This is a genomic window from Streptococcus oralis, from assembly GCF_001578705.1.
In the GTDB taxonomy this organism is placed as follows: domain Bacteria; phylum Bacillota; class Bacilli; order Lactobacillales; family Streptococcaceae; genus Streptococcus; species Streptococcus oralis_J.
The window spans coordinates 51,668-70,914 of record NZ_KQ969040.1 but is presented as its reverse complement, the minus strand read 5'-3'; the positions used below and the strand labels follow the sequence as shown (position 1 = coordinate 70,914).

At 41.0% G+C, this 19,247-nt stretch carries 21 protein-coding genes and 2 riboswitches; of the genes, 16 read left to right on the top strand and 5 right to left on the bottom strand.

What is annotated here, in order from left to right; all coding sequences use genetic code 11:
* Nucleotides 1-17: 17 nt before the first annotated feature.
* From SORDD05_RS09170 to SORDD05_RS09155, 4 genes are read right to left on the bottom strand one after another with little or no spacing between them, the layout of a single operon-like run.
* Entirely contained in the window at nucleotides 18-884 is an 867-nt protein-coding gene (locus SORDD05_RS09170) for a cysteine ABC transporter substrate-binding protein (RefSeq protein ID WP_061419320.1), read from the bottom strand.
* An 11-nt stretch (nucleotides 885-895) separates the two neighbouring features.
* Nucleotides 896-1,654, bottom strand: coding sequence for an amino acid ABC transporter ATP-binding protein (locus tag SORDD05_RS09165; protein ID WP_000004992.1), 759 nt, complete (start codon nucleotides 1,652-1,654; stop codon nucleotides 896-898).
* Nucleotides 1,655-2,332 (bottom strand): amino acid ABC transporter permease, encoded by a 678-nt coding sequence (locus tag SORDD05_RS09160; RefSeq protein WP_061419317.1) that lies wholly within the window; start codon nucleotides 2,330-2,332, stop codon nucleotides 1,655-1,657.
* Entirely contained in the window at nucleotides 2,292-2,972 is a 681-nt protein-coding gene (locus SORDD05_RS09155; RefSeq protein ID WP_000384103.1) for an amino acid ABC transporter permease, read from the bottom strand. The genes SORDD05_RS09160 and SORDD05_RS09155 overlap by 41 nt, the downstream gene beginning before the upstream one ends.
* Nucleotides 2,973-3,181: 209 nt before the next feature.
* On the opposite strand from SORDD05_RS09155, the gene lctO reads away from it, so the two are divergent.
* From lctO to thiE, 8 genes are all read left to right on the top strand, one after another.
* Nucleotides 3,182-4,318, top strand: a complete 1,137-nt coding sequence (gene lctO, locus SORDD05_RS09150; protein WP_061419314.1) for an L-lactate oxidase — start codon at nucleotides 3,182-3,184, stop codon at nucleotides 4,316-4,318.
* 148 nt (nucleotides 4,319-4,466) lie between these two features.
* Nucleotides 4,467-4,555, top strand: a riboswitch (TPP riboswitch).
* Between the two features lie 158 nt (nucleotides 4,556-4,713).
* Nucleotides 4,714-5,274 carry an ECF transporter S component gene (locus SORDD05_RS09145; RefSeq protein ID WP_061419311.1) on the top strand — a complete coding sequence of 187 codons (561 nt, stop codon included), beginning with the start codon at nucleotides 4,714-4,716 and terminating at the stop codon, nucleotides 5,272-5,274.
* Complete coding sequence (locus SORDD05_RS09140; protein WP_061419308.1) at nucleotides 5,275-6,660, top strand: ATP-binding cassette domain-containing protein; 1,386 nt, start codon at nucleotides 5,275-5,277, stop codon at nucleotides 6,658-6,660. It abuts the gene before it with no gap.
* Between the two features lies 1 nt (nucleotide 6,661).
* Nucleotides 6,662-7,312, top strand: coding sequence for an energy-coupling factor transporter transmembrane component T (locus SORDD05_RS09135; RefSeq protein ID WP_061419305.1), 651 nt, complete (start codon nucleotides 6,662-6,664; stop codon nucleotides 7,310-7,312).
* 10 nt (nucleotides 7,313-7,322) lie between these two features.
* On the top strand, nucleotides 7,323-8,015 hold the full coding sequence (gene tenA, locus SORDD05_RS09130; RefSeq protein WP_061419302.1) for a thiaminase II: 693 nt from the start codon (nucleotides 7,323-7,325) through the stop codon (nucleotides 8,013-8,015).
* 3 nt (nucleotides 8,016-8,018) lie between these two features.
* The gene (thiW, locus tag SORDD05_RS09125; protein ID WP_061419299.1) at nucleotides 8,019-8,543 is read left to right on the top strand and encodes an energy coupling factor transporter S component ThiW; all 525 of its coding nucleotides are present in this window, start codon (nucleotides 8,019-8,021) and stop codon (nucleotides 8,541-8,543) included.
* Complete coding sequence (locus tag SORDD05_RS09120) at nucleotides 8,543-9,346, top strand: hydroxyethylthiazole kinase (RefSeq protein ID WP_061419389.1); 804 nt, start codon at nucleotides 8,543-8,545, stop codon at nucleotides 9,344-9,346. The genes thiW and SORDD05_RS09120 overlap by 1 nt, the downstream gene beginning before the upstream one ends.
* A complete protein-coding gene (thiE, locus tag SORDD05_RS09115) occupies nucleotides 9,339-9,971 on the top strand; it encodes a thiamine phosphate synthase (RefSeq protein ID WP_061419296.1) in 633 nt (210 codons plus the stop codon). The genes SORDD05_RS09120 and thiE overlap by 8 nt, the downstream gene beginning before the upstream one ends.
* A gap of 46 nt (nucleotides 9,972-10,017) precedes the next feature.
* Here thiE and thiD read toward each other — a convergent pair whose 3' ends face one another.
* Nucleotides 10,018-10,809, bottom strand: a complete 792-nt coding sequence (thiD, locus tag SORDD05_RS09110) for a bifunctional hydroxymethylpyrimidine kinase/phosphomethylpyrimidine kinase (protein WP_061419293.1) — start codon at nucleotides 10,807-10,809, stop codon at nucleotides 10,018-10,020.
* A gap of 84 nt (nucleotides 10,810-10,893) precedes the next feature.
* Nucleotides 10,894-10,992: riboswitch (TPP riboswitch) on the bottom strand.
* 183 nt (nucleotides 10,993-11,175) lie between these two features.
* On the opposite strand from thiD, the gene SORDD05_RS09105 reads away from it, so the two are divergent.
* The 8 genes from SORDD05_RS09105 (at nucleotide 11,176) to SORDD05_RS09065 (ending at nucleotide 19,165) form a co-directional block, all read left to right on the top strand.
* Nucleotides 11,176-11,571, top strand: a complete 396-nt coding sequence (locus SORDD05_RS09105; RefSeq protein ID WP_061419290.1) for a CopY/TcrY family copper transport repressor — start codon at nucleotides 11,176-11,178, stop codon at nucleotides 11,569-11,571.
* Nucleotides 11,572-11,581: 10 nt separating this feature from the next.
* Nucleotides 11,582-11,953, top strand: a complete 372-nt coding sequence (locus tag SORDD05_RS09100) for a cupredoxin domain-containing protein (protein ID WP_061419285.1) — start codon at nucleotides 11,582-11,584, stop codon at nucleotides 11,951-11,953.
* 9 nt (nucleotides 11,954-11,962) lie between these two features.
* The gene (locus SORDD05_RS09095; RefSeq protein WP_061419282.1) at nucleotides 11,963-14,185 is read left to right on the top strand and encodes a heavy metal translocating P-type ATPase; all 2,223 of its coding nucleotides are present in this window, start codon (nucleotides 11,963-11,965) and stop codon (nucleotides 14,183-14,185) included.
* Nucleotides 14,186-14,398: 213 nt separating this feature from the next.
* Nucleotides 14,399-16,174, top strand: coding sequence for a pyruvate oxidase (spxB, locus tag SORDD05_RS09090; protein WP_000191808.1), 1,776 nt, complete (start codon nucleotides 14,399-14,401; stop codon nucleotides 16,172-16,174).
* A gap of 341 nt (nucleotides 16,175-16,515) precedes the next feature.
* The gene (locus SORDD05_RS09085; RefSeq protein ID WP_061419280.1) at nucleotides 16,516-17,355 is read left to right on the top strand and encodes an NACHT domain-containing protein; all 840 of its coding nucleotides are present in this window, start codon (nucleotides 16,516-16,518) and stop codon (nucleotides 17,353-17,355) included.
* Nucleotides 17,356-17,367: 12 nt separating this feature from the next.
* Entirely contained in the window at nucleotides 17,368-17,964 is a 597-nt protein-coding gene (locus tag SORDD05_RS09080) for an NACHT domain-containing protein (RefSeq protein WP_061419278.1), read from the top strand.
* Between the two features lie 375 nt (nucleotides 17,965-18,339).
* Nucleotides 18,340-18,687: a VOC family protein gene (locus SORDD05_RS09070; RefSeq protein WP_061419271.1), complete on the top strand. Its 348-nt coding sequence runs from the start codon at nucleotides 18,340-18,342 to the stop codon at nucleotides 18,685-18,687.
* A 217-nt stretch (nucleotides 18,688-18,904) separates the two neighbouring features.
* Entirely contained in the window at nucleotides 18,905-19,165 is a 261-nt protein-coding gene (locus tag SORDD05_RS09065; protein WP_001291473.1) for a SemiSWEET family transporter, read from the top strand.
* The last annotated feature ends 82 nt before the right edge of the window (nucleotides 19,166-19,247 follow it).

The window sequence follows — 19,247 nt, the reverse complement described above, 5'->3', positions numbered from 1 at the left end:
TTTATTTTCGGAAAGTATTAGTCAACTTTTCCGCCTTCAACAACAAGGTCATCTGCCTTAGCAGCGTTACCGTAGGTTGGGTGAAGTGTTTTTTCATAGGCCTTGTGGAAGAAGTTTTCCTTGCCCAATTTTTCAATGTCTTTATTGATGAAGTCAAGCAATTCTTGGTTTCCTTTTTGAACTGCTGGTGCAATGGTATCTGGGTCACCGAGGGAAGTAATACCGACTTCAAATCCTTTATTTTCGAGAGCCCAAGCTAGGACTTCAGTATTGTCAGTAGAGAAGGCATCTCCACGTCCGTCCAGAAGAGCCTGATAAGCATCACTGTATTGGTCATATTTTTGAAGTTTGACTTCTGGGTGATTTTTCTCAAAGTAGGTTTCAGCAGTGGTTCCTTTTGTGACAATCAAGGTTTTGCCTTCTAATTCTTTAACGTCTTTGATGACTTTATCTTTTGGTGACACAACACCGAGGGAAACTTTCATGTAAGGAAGGGCAAAATCAACTTGTTTCTTACGTTCGTCGGTAACTGTGAAGTTGGCAAGGGTGATATCAACCTTGTTTGAAATCAAGTATTCAGCACGGTTGGCAGCATCAACAGAAACATATTTGACCTTTACCCCCAGGTCTTGAGCTAGTTGGTTCCCCAATTCGATATCGTAACCTTGGTAAGAACCGTCGTTGTCAACATAACCAAATGGTTTTTTGTCTCCAAATACGGCGATTCGAAGCTCACCGCTTTTTTTGATTTCGTCAATAGTGCGGGCTTTGGCAGTTGCTTTTCCTGATGAAGTATCAGAGCTTCCACCTGAGCTACAAGCTGTGACAAAGATAAGCGCAAATGCTAGAGCAAAAACAGTTAGAATTGGTTTGATGATTTTCATATAAATCTCCTTTATAGATATGAGCCAAACTGGCTAAAGTCAAAGACGTTTAAAAATTCCTGTGCTCGTTTGGTTTGTGGGTTGGTAAAGAAGTCTTGAGCCGTTCCTTCTTCAGCGATTTTCCCTTGGTCGAGAAAGATAATGCGGTCTGCAATGGCTTGGGCAAACTGCATTTCGTGGGTCACCAAAATCATAGTGCGCCCTTCTTGAGCCAAGTCATTGATGAGTTCGAGAACCTCGCGCACCATTTCTGGATCCAGCGAAGCCGTCACTTCGTCAAAGAGGATAATTTCTGGATGCATGAGCAGAGCACGGACAATGGCAACCCGTTGCTTTTGTCCACCAGATAATTGTCGAGCAAAGCTGTCTTTTTTATCAAGTAGTCCGACGCGTTCCGGTAATTGCAGGGCTTCTTCCGTCACCTCTTTCTTATCTCGACCTTGTGCTTTGATAGGACCTAGGATGAGATTTTGCAGGACGTCCAGATGGGGAAAGAGTTCATAACTTTGAAAGACCATCCCAATCTTTTGGCGAACCAAGTGAAAGTCTTTCTGGTTTCCAATAATGGACTGGCCATCCAGAAGAATATCCCCACCTTGTATGCTTTCTAGACCATTGAGGCAACGAAGGAGAGTGCTTTTTCCGCAACCAGATGGTCCTAGAATGACGACGACTTCTCCCTTTTTGATATCTAGAGAAAGGCCTTGGAGGATGGGATTGTCTCCAAAGGATTTTTTTAAGTCTTTGATTTCTAAAATAGTTTCAGACATTTAGTTCCTCCAATGTTTTTCTAAGTGAGTGGATAGTTTGGAAATAGGAAAACAGACTGCGAAATACAGGACCAGAATGGTTCCATAAATCCAAAAGGAAGCGGTTGGGATGGTCAAGCGATTGCTATCAATGATTTGTTGTCCAACCTTGGTAACTTCCACAACCCCAATCAAGACAACTAAGGAAGTCGTTTTGATCATCCGAGTGACAAGGTTGATGGCTTGTGGCAGCAGTCTTCTCAAGACCTGCGGGATGATGATGTGGTAGTAAAGTTGGAAGTTGGTCAAGCCCAGCGCCTGTCCGCTTTCAAACTGATGTTTGGGAAGGGAAGTGATGGCTCCACGTACCAAGTCCCCCATCTCAGCCGTTCCCCAGAGTGTAAAAACGATAATTGCAGAAGTCTCTCCCGATATATTGATATTAAAGTTTCGAGCTAAGCCGAAATAAACAATGAAGAGTAGCACCAGTTGGGGCATGATACGGATAAATTCTAGATAAAAACGTGTTAAAAAGCGAACGACTCTAGAATGAGAGGTCATGATGATTCCCATGACCGTACCGAAAATCATGGATAAGAGGACAGAGAGGATGGAAATCCCAATCGTGACTCCCAATCCTTGTAAAATCCGCAAGAGATTATTTCCCTGAAAGAGTACTTGGATTCCCGAATCCTGCATGGCGGAGCCTCCTTTCTATCCAGCTAAAGACTAGAGAGATGGGTAGAAGCATGATCAGGTAAGCAACTACCAACATGGCTAGTGCAATGTCTGTCTCATAATAGAGTCCAATCAAGTCCTTGGCGACGTACATGAGATCGGCTAAGGCTACCGCAGAGAAAACTGAGGTTTCTTTGATGAGAAAAATGACATTGGCACTAAAGGACGGTAGGGCTACCGCAGTCGCTTGCGGAAGAACCACATAGCGAAAGACCTGTACAGGCGTTAGACCAATGGCTAAACCAATCTCGTGCTGGGTTTGACTAACTGCTTCCAGTCCGCTTCTGAAAGATTCAGCCATGTAGGAGCCACCTAAAAAGATGAGACCAACTGTTGCACAGACTTCTGAAGAAAGAACAATCCCTATTCGGGGAAGCCCGAAATAGAGGAAGAAGAGCTGAATCAAAAGGGGCGTGTTGCGTGACAATTCGATGTAGGCTGTTGCTAACTGTGAAAAGATAGGAACGCGATAATGACGAATGACACTAACGATTAGACCAACAAGGAAAGAACCCAGAATTCCCCAAACTGCGATATGTAAGGTCAGAAAGAATGCCTTTTGATAGAGTGGTAAATATTGTTCAACAATGGACCAATCCAAAATAGAACCTCCCATCTAGGAATAATATAGCTATTGTAGCACTAAAGGGCATGTTTGGATAACATGAATTTTTTATCACAATGATAGAAAATATTTATCATGTCTGTGCTTTGAAATTTCCAGACAAAATTTTTGAAAGGATTCTGAAAAAGAGGTAAGATAGTTTATGCAAGAAAAAGTAAACGCTTACTTAATAAGGAGGACACTTTATGTCATATAAAACAAGCAATGCAGAAGGACCTGTAGATTTTATTAACACTTATGATTTGGAACCCATGGCGCAGCAAGTCATTCCTAAAGCTGCTTTTGGCTACATCGCGAGTGGAGCTGAGGACACGTTCACTTTACGCGAGAACATTCGAGCTTTTAACCATAAACTTATTGTTCCTCATACGCTCTGTGATGTGGAAAATCCAAGCACTGAGATTGAATTTGCAGGCGAAAAACTATCTTCACCAATCATCATGGCGCCTGTTGCGGCTCATAAATTGGCAAATGAGCAGGGGGAAGTAGCTACTGCGCGTGGTGTGCATGAATTTGGTTCTCTATATACAACTAGTTCCTACTCTACCGTTGACCTTCCAGAAATTACGGAAGCTCTTCAAGGAACACCTCATTGGTTCCAATTTTACTTTAGTAAGGATGATGGCATTAACCGCCATATCATGGACCGTGTGAAGGCTGAAGGCTACAAAGCGATTGTCTTGACGGCGGATGCAACTGTAGGGGGCAATCGTGAGGTCGATAAGCGCAATGGTTTTGTCTTCCCAGTTGGCATGCCGATTGTTGAAGAATATCTGCCAGAAGGTGCTGGAAAATCAATGGACTTTGTTTACAAATCAGCTAAACAACGCTTGTCTCCACGCGATGTAGAATTTATCGCCGCATACTCTGGTCTTCCTGTGTATGTCAAGGGGCCACAATGCCGTGAAGACGTTGAACGTTCGCTTGCTGCAGGTGCTTCTGGTATCTGGGTAACCAACCACGGTGGCCGCCAAATCGACGGTGGGCCAGCGGCCTTTGACTCGCTTCAAGAAGTCGCTGAAGCAGTTGATAAACGTGTGCCAATTGTCTTTGACTCTGGTGTTCGTCGTGGTCAGCACGTCTTTAAAGCCTTGGCTTCAGGAGCAGACTTGGTAGCTATTGGCCGCCCTGTGATCTATGGTTTGGCTCTTGGTGGTAGTGTTGGTGTGCGTCAAGTCTTTGAGCACTTGAATGCAGAATTGAAGACAGTCATGCAATTATCTGGAACTCAGACTATTGAGGATGTCAAACACTTCAAACTCCGTCACAACCCATACAACCCAACCTTCCCAGTCGACCCTCGTGAATTAAAATTGTATTGATAATGAAGATGGCCTCCACCTTATGTGGAGGTTTTTCTTCGTGTATAAAAAGATTAAATCGTTATTAGAAACTATATAAATATATTTTCCAGTCAAATATCTTGCTAGGGCTTTCATTTTTTGCTATACTGGTCCAGTAATTAAATAATAAAGACATTTGGGGTGCTTTAGGCTGAGATGATACCCATTGAACCTGATACAGTTAAGACTGGCGAAGGGAAATGTGAAAAGGTTTTTTTCGTATGTCGAAATGAACTGTCTAATCTTGTAAGGTAAACTCTAATTCTCGTTTGTAATTGGAGTTTTTTTGTTTATCAAAAGAGGATAGGCTTGACCGCAAGTCTTTCGGTAGCTCTCCTTGAATGCCCCACTTTTCTTTAAAAAAGGAGTTTTTTATGTTGAAAAAATGGCAATTAAAAGATGTTATCTTGCTTGCTTTCTTGTCTATCTTTTTTGGTGGCGTTTTTGTGGGTTCAGGCTATCTATTTGATATCCTCAACCTAATCTTGGCCCCTCTTGGTTTACAGGCTTTTGCCAATGAAATCCTCTTTGGTCTCTGGTGTATGGCTGCGCCCATTGCGGCCATCTTTGTTCCAAGAGTCGGAAGTGCAACGATTGGAGAAGTGCTCGCTGCGCTTGCTGAAGTCCTTTATGGTAGCCAATTCGGTCTAGGCGCTCTTTTGTCTGGCTTGGTTCAAGGCTTGGGAAGTGAATTTGGTTTTATCGTAACCAAGAATCGCTATGAAAGTTGGCTCTCTCTAACTGCTAATAGTATTGGGATTACTCTTTTTAGCTTTGTCTATGAATACATTAAATTAGGTTACTACGCCTTCTCCCTTCCTTTTGTCCTTTCCTTGCTGGTGGTGCGTTTTATTTCCGTCTTTTTCTTCTGTACCATTTTGGTTCGTGCCATTGTCAAACTCTATCATCAGTTTGCGGCTGGAGGAAAGGCGTAGATGGGGCTGGAACTACGGGGGATTCAGTCCCCAATCTTTTCGGAGCCAATTGATTTTACTTTTCATGCGCAAGCTTTTACCTTGTTAGTTGGGAGCAGTGGTTCAGGAAAATCCAGTCTCTTTCAAATCATTGCTCAAGTCAGTTCCTTGCCCTATAGTGGTCAAGTCCTGATAGAGGGAAGCCAGATCAGTCAGCTTTCTATCGTTGAACGTGTCCAAACAGTAGGTATTCTCTTTCAAAATCCCAATCATCAATTTACCATGGAGAACTTGTTTGAAGAGCTAATTTTTACCTTGGAGAATATCGGACATCCTGTGCAAGAGATTGATGCTAAAATAGCAGAGGTGGTCCGGCAATGTCGCTGCGAGGCAATCTTACACCGTCCCATCCATCACTTATCAGGTGGGGAAAAGCAAAAGGCTGCACTGGCTGTTCTCTTTGCCATGAATCCTAGGGTCTATCTCTTGGATGAACCCTTCGCTTCCATTGACCGCAAGAGCAGGCTGGAGATATTAGAGATTCTAAAAGAGTTGGTCCTTGATGGGAAGACAGTCATCCTGTGCGACCATGATTTATCAGACTATGAAGCCTACATTGACCATATGGTGGAGCTGAGAGACGGGCAACTAAGGGAAGTGTTTCAAATCCCTACCTCTGAGATGACACAGGTTGCTTCAAAGGAAGTTGCCTTTAGCCCAGAATTATTCCATATGGACCGTGTGACTTGTGAGCTGGGGAATCGCCCCTTCTTTTCGATTGCAGATTTCACATTTTACCAAGGGATTTCCTGTATCCTGGGTGACAATGGTGTCGGGAAATCAACCCTCTTTCGCTCTATTCTTCAATTTCAAAAGTATAAGGGGTGCATTATTTGGAAGGGTTGGCTTCTCAAAAAGAAAAAGAGTCTGTATCGTGACTTGACGGGTGTTGTTCAGGAAGCTGAGAAGCAGTTTATCCGAGTCAGTCTGCGAGAGGAACTTCAATTAGATGGTCCTGATACTGTGAGAAATCAGCGGATTCTCCAAGCATTACAATTTTTTAATTTGGACCAGGAACTCGATAAGAGTCCCTATCAATTAAGTGGTGGCCAACAAAAGATTCTTCAGCTTTTGACCATCTTGACCAGCAAGGCTTCTGTGATCTTGCTAGATGAGCCATTTGCTGGTTTGGATGATAGAGCCTGCGACTACTTTTGTCAGTGGATGTTGGAGGAGAGCAATCAAGGAAGAAGTTTTTTGATCATTAGCCATCGTTTAGATCCCTTGATCTCTGTGGTTGATTATTGGATTGAGATGACTAGTGAGGGGCTCAGTCATCTCCAAGACGTGACCATCAGCAAACCTCTCCCCTCTCTGAACAATGATACTCTAGGGGAGGTGAGATAGTATGATCAAAGTAGCAACCAAGACACCAGTTATCAGCCTCTTCTTTCTAATTTTATCCTTGGAAACATCTTTCCTTCCTTCGATTGCTCTTAATCTTTCTGTAGTCGCATTTTGCATCCTCTTTATGCTCTATTACCGTCGATTTAAAATGTTGGCTTGGATGCTCGTACTCGCCATTTTACCATCCTTTGCTAACTACTGGGCAGTTCAGTTACATGGGGATGCTTCTCAGGCAGTGATACTTGGAACGAGAGCTTTTGTGACCGTTTGTATCGGCCTTGTCTTTGTTTCCAGTATTTCCCTAAAAGAGCTTTTCTTGTACTTGGCCCAAAAGGGCCTATCACGGTCTTGGGCCTATGCCTTGATTGTGGTATTCAATGCCTTTCCCCTCATTCAGCAAGAAATCAAGTCTCTAAAAGAAACTTGCTTATTACGTGGTCAAGAACTGCATGTTTGGTCGCCCTTGATTTACAGCAAGGTTCTGATGACGGTCTTTAGGTGGCGCCATCTTTATCTGAGAGCTTTGTCTGCGCACGGATATGACGAACATGCACAGGTGGAGAATAGCTATCGAACCTTCTATATTCCTCAAAGGACAACATTGATTTACCTACTTTACTTTTTATTGCTTCAAACCAGCCTATTTCTATAAAGGAGTTATTATGGAATTTACAGATATTGCGATGGAATTATCCAAGGAAGCTTGGCAGGCTTCCTTTCACCATCCCTTTGTTCTACAGTTACAAGAGGGAACGTTAGAACCTTCCATCTTTCGCTATTACCTGATTCAGGATGCTTACTATCTGAAGGCCTTCTCAGAAGCTTATCACCTCTTGGCTGATAAGACTTCAAACCAAGAGATGAAAAGACTCTTGAAACAAAATGCCCAGAGTCTAGTGGAGGGTGAGTTGTTTATCCGCCAACAATTTTTCAAGGAATTGGGAATCAGTGACCAGGAAATGGAGCAACATCCAATCGCTCCAACTTGTTATCATTACATTTCGCATATTTATCGACAGTTTGCAGAGCCAAACTTGGGCATTGCTTTTGCTAGTTTGCTCCCATGTCCTTGGTTATACCATGATTTGGGCAAGGCACTTAATCGCAAACCATCCCCGAATCCTCTTTATCAACAGTGGATTGCAACCTATATCACCGATGAGTTAGAGCAGCAGATTAAAGAGGAAGAAGCCCTGGTCAATCAGCTCTATCGCGAAAGCAACGAGACAGACAAACAAAAAATGCTAGAGGCCTTCCACCGAAGTGTCCACATGGAAGCCAAGTTTTGGGAGATGGCTTACCAACATCAAACCTGGAAGAGTGATTTGCAGCCCTTAGAAAAAGAGAAGAAATAGAAAATGAGAAACCACCAACTACAAGTTCACAAATTAACCATTTTATCCATGATGATTGCTCTTGACGTAGTTCTTACACCCATCTTTCGAATTGAGGGAATGGCACCGATGTCCAGTGTAGTCAATATCCTAGCAGGGATCTTGATGGGACCTGTTTATGCCTTGATCATGGCTACAGCCACAGCCTTTATCCGTATGTCAACTCAGGGCATTCCCCCTTTGGCCCTAACAGGAGCGACTTTTGGAGCCCTTCTCGCAGGTCTTTTTTATAAGTACGGTCGAAAATTTCACTATTCTGCTCTAGGAGAGATTTTGGGAACAGGTATTATCGGTTCTATTGTTTCCTATCCTGTTATGGTTCTCTTTACAGGATCTGCGGCCAAGCTCAGCTGGTTTATCTACACTCCTCGATTTTTCGGAGCAACCTTGATCGGTACAGCCATAGCTTTCCTTGCCTTTCGATTTTTAATCAAGCAGGAATTCTTTAAAAAAGTGCAGGGATATTTCTTTGGAGAAAGGATAGAATGATGCAGAAATTGACAAATCCTTTCCCTCTGGCAACCAGTTCCTTGATTCACTGCATCACCAATGAGATTTCTTGTGAGATGCTGGCTAATGGGATTTTAGCTCTGGGATGCAAACCTGTCATGGCAGATGATCCCCGTGAGGTTCTTGATTTTACTAGGCAAAGTCAGGCCCTCTTCATCAATTTGGGACATTTGTCAGCTGAGAAGGAGAAAGCAATCCGTATGGCAGCTTCTTATGCAAACCAAGCTTGTCTCCCAATAGTAGTAGATGCTGTTGGCATAGCAACATCTCCCATTCGTAAGACCTTAGTCAGAGATCTTTTAGAGTACAAGCCCACGGTCCTTAAAGGAAATATGTCGGAAATCCGAAGTCTTGTTGGCTTAAAACACCACGGAGTTGGGGTTGATGCTAGTGCTAAAGATCAAGAAACTGAGGATTTGCTTCAAGTCTTGAAAGACTGGTGTCAGTTTTATCCTGGTATGTCTTTCTTAGTCACGGGTCCCAAGGACCTTATCGTTTCGGAGAATCAAGTTGCTGTATTGGGAAATGGCTGTGCAGAATTAGACTGGATAACAGGGACAGGAGATCTGGTTGGAGCCTTGACATCCGTTTTTCTCAGCCAAGGAAAGACTGCCTTTGAAGCTTCTTGTCTAGCGGTTTCTTATCTCAATATCTCTGCTGAGAGAATACTTGTTCAAGGAATGGGATTGGAAGATTTTCGTTACCAAGTTCTCAATCAGCTCTCTCTCCTAAAAAGAGATGAAAATTGGCTAGATGCTATCAAAGGAGATATTTATGAATAGAGAAGCACTTAGACTATACCTGGTAACCAATCGCTACCAAGATTCCTTGGAAAGCTTTCTTGAAAAAGTTGAGACGGCCTGCCGTTCAGGTGTTACCATTATCCAGCTACGAGAAAAAACCCTCACTACCAATCAATATTATCAACTGGCAAAACAAGTCAAGGAAATAACAGATGCCTACCAAGTACCCTTAATTATCGATGATCGGTTGGATATCTGTCTAGCAGTCGATGCTGCAGGTCTGCATATCGGAGACGATGAACTACCAGTTTCGGTTGCCCGCAAAGTCTTGGGTCCTGAAAAAATCCTCGGTGTCACTGCTAAAACAGTTAAAAGAGCCCTAGAAGCAGAAGAAGGAGGTGCGGATTACTTGGGAACAGGAGCCATTTTCCCGACTAGGACCAAGGAGAATGCGCCTATCACTCTGATTTCAACCTTGAAAACAATTTGCCAAACGGTCGCCATTCCAGTAGTTGCTATCGGAGGATTGACGTCAGAGAATATTGACCAACTTGTCGACACGGGTATAGCTGGAGTAGCAGTCGTACGCGATCTGATGCAGGCAGAAGATATAGAAGCAAAAACGCAAGCTTTTTTAACAAAGCTTGATGACATTATTTCCTAATCAAAAACTCTCTAATTCCCTTAAACTGGGAACTAGAGAGTTTTTCTTAATCTTTAAAACTTGTATGGTTGACTGGGCCAGAACCATGACCGAGTTGAGGGGCGTCTTGGATGGCTTTTGTGATAAAGGCCTTGGCCTTATCCACTGCCTGGTAAAGACTTCTGCCCTTGGCAAGTTCAGCCGTAATCACTGCAGCAAAAGTACATCCAGTACCATGGGTATGACAGGTTTGAATTCGTGGACTTTCCCAGACAAATTGCTCCTCCTTGGTAAAGAGGAAATCCTTGGCACCACCTTCAAGATGGCCACCTTTGATAACAACGGACTGAGGACCAAATTCTTTTAAAATCAGGCGACCAGCGCGCTGCATGTCTTCTGGATTATGGATTGAGAAACCAACAATTTCTTCTGCCTCAGGAAGATTGGGTGTAATAATAGTCGCAAGGGGAAGCAGGTTTGTTTTTAGGTAGCTTCTCGCACTGGTATCAATCAGGGTATCACCGCTTGTTGCGACCATGACAGGGTCAAGCACGTAGGGGCAGTCCAGCTTTTTAAGATAGGGTTGGATAATCTCCATGATTTCAGTAGTTGCCAGCATACCAGTTTTTACAGCCTGAGGCTTGATATCCGAAAAGACACTTTCCAGTTGAGCTTTCAGCATTTGGTTGGAGACGTGCTCGATTAATTGAACGCCTCTGGTATTTTGAGCGACAAGACTGGTCACAACGGCCATTCCATAGACATCTCTAGCTTGGAACGACTTCAAATCAGCCATAATGCCAGCACCGCCACTAGGGTCTGTCCCAGCAATAGTCAGAGCAACGGGTAAATAAGTCATCTAAAACCTCCCAACCAACTGAAGTATGTATTCTTAAGAACAAGCTAGTCTGTTTCAGGAAAGTAATAGAAGACCAGCTAGTCCTCATTATCATTTCCACTTCCATCAGCTAGCATTACCTAGATTGAGTCAAAGGGATCTAACAGTCGTTAATCTCAGCTTTACGCACCCCTAGTGGTTGTTTTCTTTTTTCTTCAGTATAGCATATTTTTATAGTTTATATAGTAAAATTTGACTGCAAATCTCTCCATATATGATTAAAATTCTATTTTTCGAAGAGATAAGAAGATTTATAATTGACAAATGTAGATTTTTAGAGTATACTTAGAATCGTGATTGACAAATGTAGATTTTGGAGGGATGCTAATGCAGATTTCAGATGCAGAATGGCAGGTTATGAAGATCATTTGGATGCAGGGCGAACAGACCAGTACGGATTTGATTAGGGTTCTGGCGGAGCGGTTCGACTGGTCCAAGTCGACCATTCAAACTCTTTTGGCTCGTTTAGTTGAGAAAGAGTGTCTGACAAGGAAAAAAGAAGGCAAGTTCTTTGTCTATTCAGCCCTTTTAACTTTGGACCAAAGTCGGGATTTACTTGTCCAAGATATCAAGGACAAGGTTTGTTCCCGTAGGATTAAGAACTTGTTGGCTGATTTGATTGCTGAATGTGATTTTACTCAGGCTGACTTGGAAGACTTGGAAGCTGTGATTTCTGAGAAAAAAGCTAGCGCAGTTGCTGAAGTAAGATGTAATTGTATGTAAAGGAGACGTCATGTTAAATAGTATTGTAACCATTATTTGTATTGCCCTTATCGCGTTTATCTTGTTTTGGTTTTTCAAAAAGCCTGAAAAATCTGAACAAAAGGCCCAGCAAAAAAAGGGTTACCAAGAGATTCGAGTGGAAGTCAAAGGGGGCTATACGCCTGAGTTGATTATTCTTAAGAAATCAGTGCCAGCCCGTATCGTCTTTGACCGTAAGGACCCTTCACCCTGCCTAGATCAGATTGTCTTCCCAGATTTTGGAGTGCATGCGGACTTGCCTATGGGTGAAGAGTATGTAGTGGAAATCACACCTGAACAGGCTGGAGAGTTTGGCTTTGCTTGTGGTATGAACATGATGCACGGTAAGATGATTGTAGAGTAGGAGGAAATGATGACAGAAATTGTGAAAGCAAGCCTAGAAAATGGCATTCAAAAAATCCGTATCCGAGCTGAAAAAGGTTATCATCCAGCCCATATTCAGCTTCAAAAAGGGATTCCAGCTGAGATCACCTTTCATCGTGCAACCCCTTCAAACTGTTACAAGGAAATTCTCTTCGAAGAAGAAGGAATTCTAGAACCAATCGGTGTGGACGAGGAGAAGACAATTCGTTTTACTCCTCAAGAATTAGGCCAACATGAATTTTCTTGTGGTATGAAGATGCAAAAGGGAAGCTATACCGTAGTTGAGAAGACTCGAAAATCTTTGTCACTCTTGCAGCGTTTTTGGATTACTAGCATCTTTACCCTGCCTCTTGTTTTCCTCATGATTGGGATGTTGACAGGGACTATCAGTCACCCAGTCATGCATTGGGGTACCTTTTTAGCTACAACGCCGATTATGTTGGTGGCAGGTGGTCCTTATATCCAGAGCGCTTGGGCCAGCTTTAAAAAGCACAATGCCAACATGGATACCTTGGTGGCACTGGGAACTCTAGTAGCCTATCTTTATAGTCTAGTTGCTCTCTTTGCTGGTCTCCCTGTTTACTTTGAAAGTGCTGGATTTATCCTCTTCTTCGTTCTTTTGGGGGCGGTTTTTGAGGAAAAAATGAGAAAAAACACTTCCCAAGCTGTGGAGAAATTACTGGATTTACAAGCCAAAACAGCAGAAGTCTTGCGTGATGATCGCTATGTTCAAGTTCCCTTGGAGCAAGTCAAGGTAGGTGATCTGATTCGAGTGCGACCTGGAGAAAAGATTGCGGTTGATGGTGTTGTAGTCGAAGGTGTCTCCAGTATTGACGAATCCATGGTGACAGGTGAGAGTCTGCCAGTGGACAAAACGGTGGGAGATACCGTTATTGGCTCAACGATTAATAACAGTGGAACTCTTGTCTTTAAGGCGGAAAAAGTTGGTTCAGAGACTGTCTTGGCTCAGATTGTAGACTTTGTGAAGAAAGCCCAGACCAGCCGCGCACCAATTCAAGACTTGACGGATAAGATTTCAGGGATTTTTGTTCCTGCAGTTGTCATTTTAGCGATTTTAACTTTTTGGATTTGGTTTGTCTTGCTTGGTGCTAGCTTTGTGGCCTCTCTACTTTATGGGGTGGCAGTTCTGATCATTGCCTGTCCTTGTGCCCTAGGTCTTGCAACACCAACGGCTCTCATGGTAGGGACAGGGCGTAGTGCCAAGATGGGAGTTCTCCTCAAGAATGGAACCGTCTTACAGGAGATCCAGAAAGTCCAAACTCTCGTCTTTGATAAGACAGGGACTTTGACGGAAGGAAAACCAGTTGTCACTGATATCATTGGCAACGAGATAGAAGTGCTCGGCTTAGCTGCCTCTTTAGAAGACGCCTCTCAGCATCCATTGGCTCAAGCCATTGTCAAGCGAGCGACTGAAGCAGGACTTGAGCTTCATACTGTAGAAAATTTCCAAGCCTTGCATGGAAAAGGTGTTTCAGGACAAATCAATGGGAAACAAGTTTTGCTTGGAAATGCTAAAATGCTAGATGGAATGGATATTTCTAGTGCTTATCAGGAAAAACTTGAAGAACTGGAAAAAGAAGCTAAGACAGTTGTGTACTTGGCTGTTGACAATGAAATCAAAGGCTTGCTTGCCCTACAGGATATTCCCAAGGAAAATGCCAAGCTCGCCATCAGTCAGTTGAAAAAATGTGGTCTCCGAACAGTTATGCTGACAGGAGATAATGCAGGTGTCGCGCGTGCCATTGCAGATCAGATCGGCATTGAGGAGGTTATTGCTGGTGTCTTGCCAGAAGAAAAAGCTCATGAAATCCATCAACTGCAACAGGCTGGTAAAGTAGCCTTTGTCGGAGATGGCATCAATGATGCGCCAGCCCTCAGTGTAGCAGATGTCGGGATTGCCATGGGTGCAGGAACCGATATTGCTATTGAGTCAGCAGGGATTGTTCTTACTCACAATGATTTGACAGGAGTGGTTCGAGCCTTTGATATGAGTAAGAGAACCTTCAATCGTATCTTGCTCAATCTCTTCTGGGCCTTTATCTATAATGTTATCGGAATTCCGGTTGCAGCAGGAGTCTTTTCAGGAATTGGATTGGCTCTCAATCCAGAACTGGCTGGTCTAGCCATGGCCTTTAGTTCTGTATCTGTTTTAACCAGTTCACTCATGCTAAACTTTAGTAAAATAGACTAAAAGCGAGCTTGCTCGCTTTTTTATTATAAAACAGTTCTGCGAAGCGTTTTCAATCTGTGCTGTAATAGAGAATGAAAACTTCTGAGCACATTCTTAGGATACTCAAAGTAAATGTGGTAAATTAGGATTGTAAATTTACTGAATCGCTTTCAAACAACATATAAAAGCGCTTTTTGTAAATGTATGAAATTATTTTGAAGGAGAGTTATCATTATGACTCAAGGGAAAATTACTGCATCTGCAGCAATGCTCAACGTATTGAAAACATGGGGCGTAGACACAATCTACGGTATCCCATCAGGAACACTCAGCTCATTGATGGATGCTTTGGCTGAAGACAAAGATATCCGCTTCTTGCAAGTTCGCCACGAAGAAACAGGTGCTCTTGCAGCGGTGATGCAAGCTAAATTCGGCGGCTCAATCGGGGTTGCAGTTGGTTCAGGTGGTCCAGGTGCGACTCACTTGATTAACGGTGTTTACGATGCAGCTATGGATAACACTCCATTCCTTGCTATCCTTGGATCACGTCCAGTTAACGAACTCAACATGGATGCTTTCCAAGAATTGAACCAAAACCCAATGTACAATGGTATCGCTGTCTACAACAAACGTGTCGCTTATGCTGAGCAATTGCCAAAAGTAATTGACGAAGCTTGCCGTGCTGCAGTTTCTAAAAAGGGTCCAGCTGTTGTTGAAATCCCAGTAAACTTCGGTTTCCAAGAAATCGACGAAAACTCATACTACGGTTCAGGTTCATACGAACGTTCATTCATCGCTCCTGCCTTGAACGAAGTTGAAATCGACAAAGCTGTTGAAATCTTGAATAATGCTGAACGCCCAGTTATCTACGCTGGTTATGGTGGTGTTAAAGCTGGTGAAGTGATTACTGAATTGTCACGTAAAATCAAAGCACCAATCATCACAACTGGTAAAAACTTTGAAGCTTTCGAATGGAACTACGAAGGTTTGACAGGTTCTGCTTACCGTGTTGGTTGGAAACCAGCCAACGAAGTGGTCTTTGAAGCAGACACCGTTCTTTTCCTTGGTTCAAACTTCCCATTTGCTGAAGTTTACGAAGCCTTCAAGAACACTGAAAAATTCATCCAAGTGGATATCGACCCTTACAAACTTGGTAAACGTCATGCTCTTGACGCTTCTATCCTTGGTGATGCAGGTCAAGCAGCTAAAGCAATCCTTGACAAAGTAAACCCAGTTGAGTCTACTCCATGGTGGCGTGCAAACGTTAAGAACAACCAAAACTGGCGAGATTACATGAATAAACTCGAAGGTAAAACTGAGGGTGAACTGCAATTGTACCAAGTTTACAATGCAATCAACAAACATGCTGATCAAGACGCTATCTACTCAATCGACGTAGGTGACACTACTCAAACATCTACTCGTCACCTTCACATGACACCTAAGAACATGTGGCGTACATCTCCACTCTTTGCGACAATGGGTATTGCCCTTCCTGGTGGTATCGCTGCTAAGAAAGACAATCCAGATCGCCAAGTATGGAACATCATGGGTGACGGTGCATTCAACATGTGCTACCCAGACGTGATCACAAACGTTCAATACGACCTTCCAGTTATCAACGTTGTCTTCTCAAATGGTAAATATGCCTTCATCAAGGACAAATACGAAGACACAAACAAACACTTGTTTGGTTGTGACTTCCCTAACGCGGACTACGCGAAAATCGCTGAAGCGCAAGGTGCTGTAGGATTTACAGTTGATCGTATCGAAGATATCGATGCAGTTGTTGCAGAAGCTGTGAAACTCAATAAAGAAGGTAAAACTGTTGTGATCGATGCTCGCATCTCTCAACATCGTCCACTTCCAGTAGAAGTACTTGAACTCGATCCAAAACTTCACTCAGAAGAAGCAATCAAAGCCTTCAAGGAAAAATACGAAGCAGAAGAACTCGTACCATTCCGCCTCTTCTTGGAAGAAGAAGGATTGCAATCACGCGCAATTAAATAATTCCTCTAAGAAAAATTGTTATTTAAAAGAGTCTGGGACAAAAAGATTTTGATTTTAGGAATTCTTTATTATAAATTTTTAAAATCGATAGATTAGACAAAAAAGCGAACAAGACAGAATTCTGAGTGTCAGATAACTGATTTTGTTCGCTTTTTATATTTAAGGTTAGACTTTTGTCCCAGTCTCTTTTAAATTTGCGTATTAAGTCCTTGAGGTAACATATGTTCATATATTTTTTTACAAATAGTGATATAATAGACCTATGGCATATTAAAAATTTGTTTGGAAAATTTTATTTATGGTAAAATAAGACTAATAGTGAAATTAAAAAGGAGATTAGCATGGATATTGACGGAAAAGCTATAGTAACTAGTGTAGCAACTGATATAGTAAAGAGTGGAATTAATCTAGGTTGGGAAAAAATTAAAAGTTATTTTAAAGATCTTGATGCTAGTGCAGCTATTGAATATAGAACAGCATATGAAGATTATCTAAAAAATACAAAGGACAGATATGGTAAAATAAAAACTATTATTTATAGGAGAGAAAGAAAAGATCTATACTCTTTTTATGAAGCTACAGGTATATCTTATGCAGGTCAAATACTCTCTTCTTCTGATATTAATAATTTATTAGAAATTGATAGTAAAATTTTAGTTACAGGAACTGGTGGAATTGGTAAGTCAATATTGTTTAAACATCTTTTTTTAAATTCGATGGAAGTTACAAATTTTATTCCAGTATTTATCGAATTAAGAAGTTTGAACACTTTAGAGAATAAAGAATTAAGTATTTCAAATTTAATATTTAAAACTTTGGTATCAAATGGATTTAGGTTGGAAAGAAAGTATTTTGACGATAGCTTAGAACAAGGTGCTTACATAATTTTTTTAGATGGATTTGATGAAATTCACCATGATAAGAAAGCTTCTATTACTAAAGAAATTAAGGTGTTCTGTGAAAGGTATGCCTCAAACCAAGTTTTTGTTTCCTCTAGACCATCAACAGAATTTATAGGCTGGTCAGATTTTAGTGAGTTTGAGTCATTACCATTAACTAAAGAACAAGCATTGAGTCTAATTAATAAGATTGATTTTGATGAAACGGCAAAATCAATCTTTTCTGAGGAATTAGATAAGAAATTATATAAAAAATATAAATCATTTGCTTCTAATCCTTGATTATTGACAATTATGTTATTAACATTCCAAAAACATGCATCAATTCCTGAGCGTTTAAATGATTTTTACGAGGAAGCATTTGTAACTCTATTTAATGTACATGATGCTACGAAAGATTCATTTGTAAGAGATATACGAAGTGGTTTAAGTTGTGAGGATTTTAAACTTGTATTCTCCTACATTTGCTTTAAATCATACTTTAAAGGAGAATATGAATTTTCTGAAACAAGATTACATGAACTAATTAATAGTGCGAAAGAAAAATTCAAAGACAAATTTAGTTTTAATGTTGATGACTTTCAGGAAGATTTAGTGCATTCTGTCTGTATGCTTGTGAAAGAAGGACTAGAATATAGATTCTCTCATCGCTCTTTTCAAGAATATTTTTCAGCATGGTACACTTGTAAATTACCCGATATTACTCAAGAAAAACTATTAGATGGATGGCTCAGAGAATCTTCAACAATACAAACGGATTCATATTTTTACATGTTGTTTGATTTGCAAAATGAAAAAGTAAACTATATTATTCTAAAACCTGTTATGGAAAATATTATTAAACTTTATGAAAAAGAAGGTCTGCTAATTTTTTTTAAAAACATTATTTGATAGATTTTCTATTGAAGAACAAGAAGAAAATCAAAAATATAGGGGTAGTTTGTATATTAAAGATAAATATTTATGTAATGGTTTAATACTATTAACTCGATTGAATAAGTACCAGAATGATAAAAAAGATTTCGTTTCAAAAGAGGATTATGAGATTTTTAATTCGAAAAAAAGAGAACACACTTATTTTATGAATATTAACGAAGGAATAGAGCTATTTGGTGAAGAAAAATTTGTAAATATGTTCTCTTGGTTATCTAATCAAGTTGAATTTATATATAAAATATATGAATCTACACATAATATGAAAACGAAAAAACGAAAGGTAGCTAGTATCATAGAGGAACTATAAATAATCTATTCAGGTGTATACAAATGAATTTAAATCAATTAGATCTTATCGTTTCAGATGTTCCTCAAGTCTGTGCTGACTTGGAGCGTATTTTGGATAAAAAGTCTGATTATGTTGATGACAGTTTTGCTCAGTTCACGATTGGCAGTCACTGTCTTATGTTGTCTCAAAATCATTTGATTCCTTTGGAAAAGTTTCAGTCAGGCATCATTCTTCACATTGAGGTTGAGGATGTAGACCAGAACTACCAACGGTTGAAAGAGCTTGGTGCCGACATTTTACACGGTCCGGCTGTAACTGATTGGGGTACGGAGTCGCTGCTAGTTAAGGGACCTGCTGGTCTAGTGATTGATTTTTATCGTATGAAGTAGGGCGCTTAATCATTTGACGTTAACCTTAGCTATTTTTAAAACAGAAATTGAGAATGTGAATTATTAAAAGATCGGAGCAATCCGGTCTTTTTCTGTTTCCTCTTTCTTATCACAAGATTGTGATAGTTTACATCTTCATAACAAAAGCTTCAAAGTCTTGATTGTTTTGAAGAAAGATTATAAAATATGATTCATAAAAATGAAAGAGGTTTTGAAAATGTCTGAAAAACAAATGAAAATTTTGGGTTGGGTAGCGACCTTTATGTCTGTTATGATGTATGTCTCTTACTTCCCACAAATCATGAACAATCTAGCTGGTCAAAAAGGAAACTTCATCCAACCCTTGGTCGCAGCCATCAACTGTAGTCTATGGGTTTACTACGGTCTTTTCAAAAAGGAAAGAGATATCCCCCTTGCGGCTGCTAATGCTCCAGGTATCGTTTTTGGCCTAGTAACGGCTATCACAGCTTTGATTTAAAAGAAGACTGGTTTCAGTCTTTTTTTGTACATAAAAATAGATTCTCAAGTAAAGGAAGTCTAATGAGAGTTGAGGAAAACAG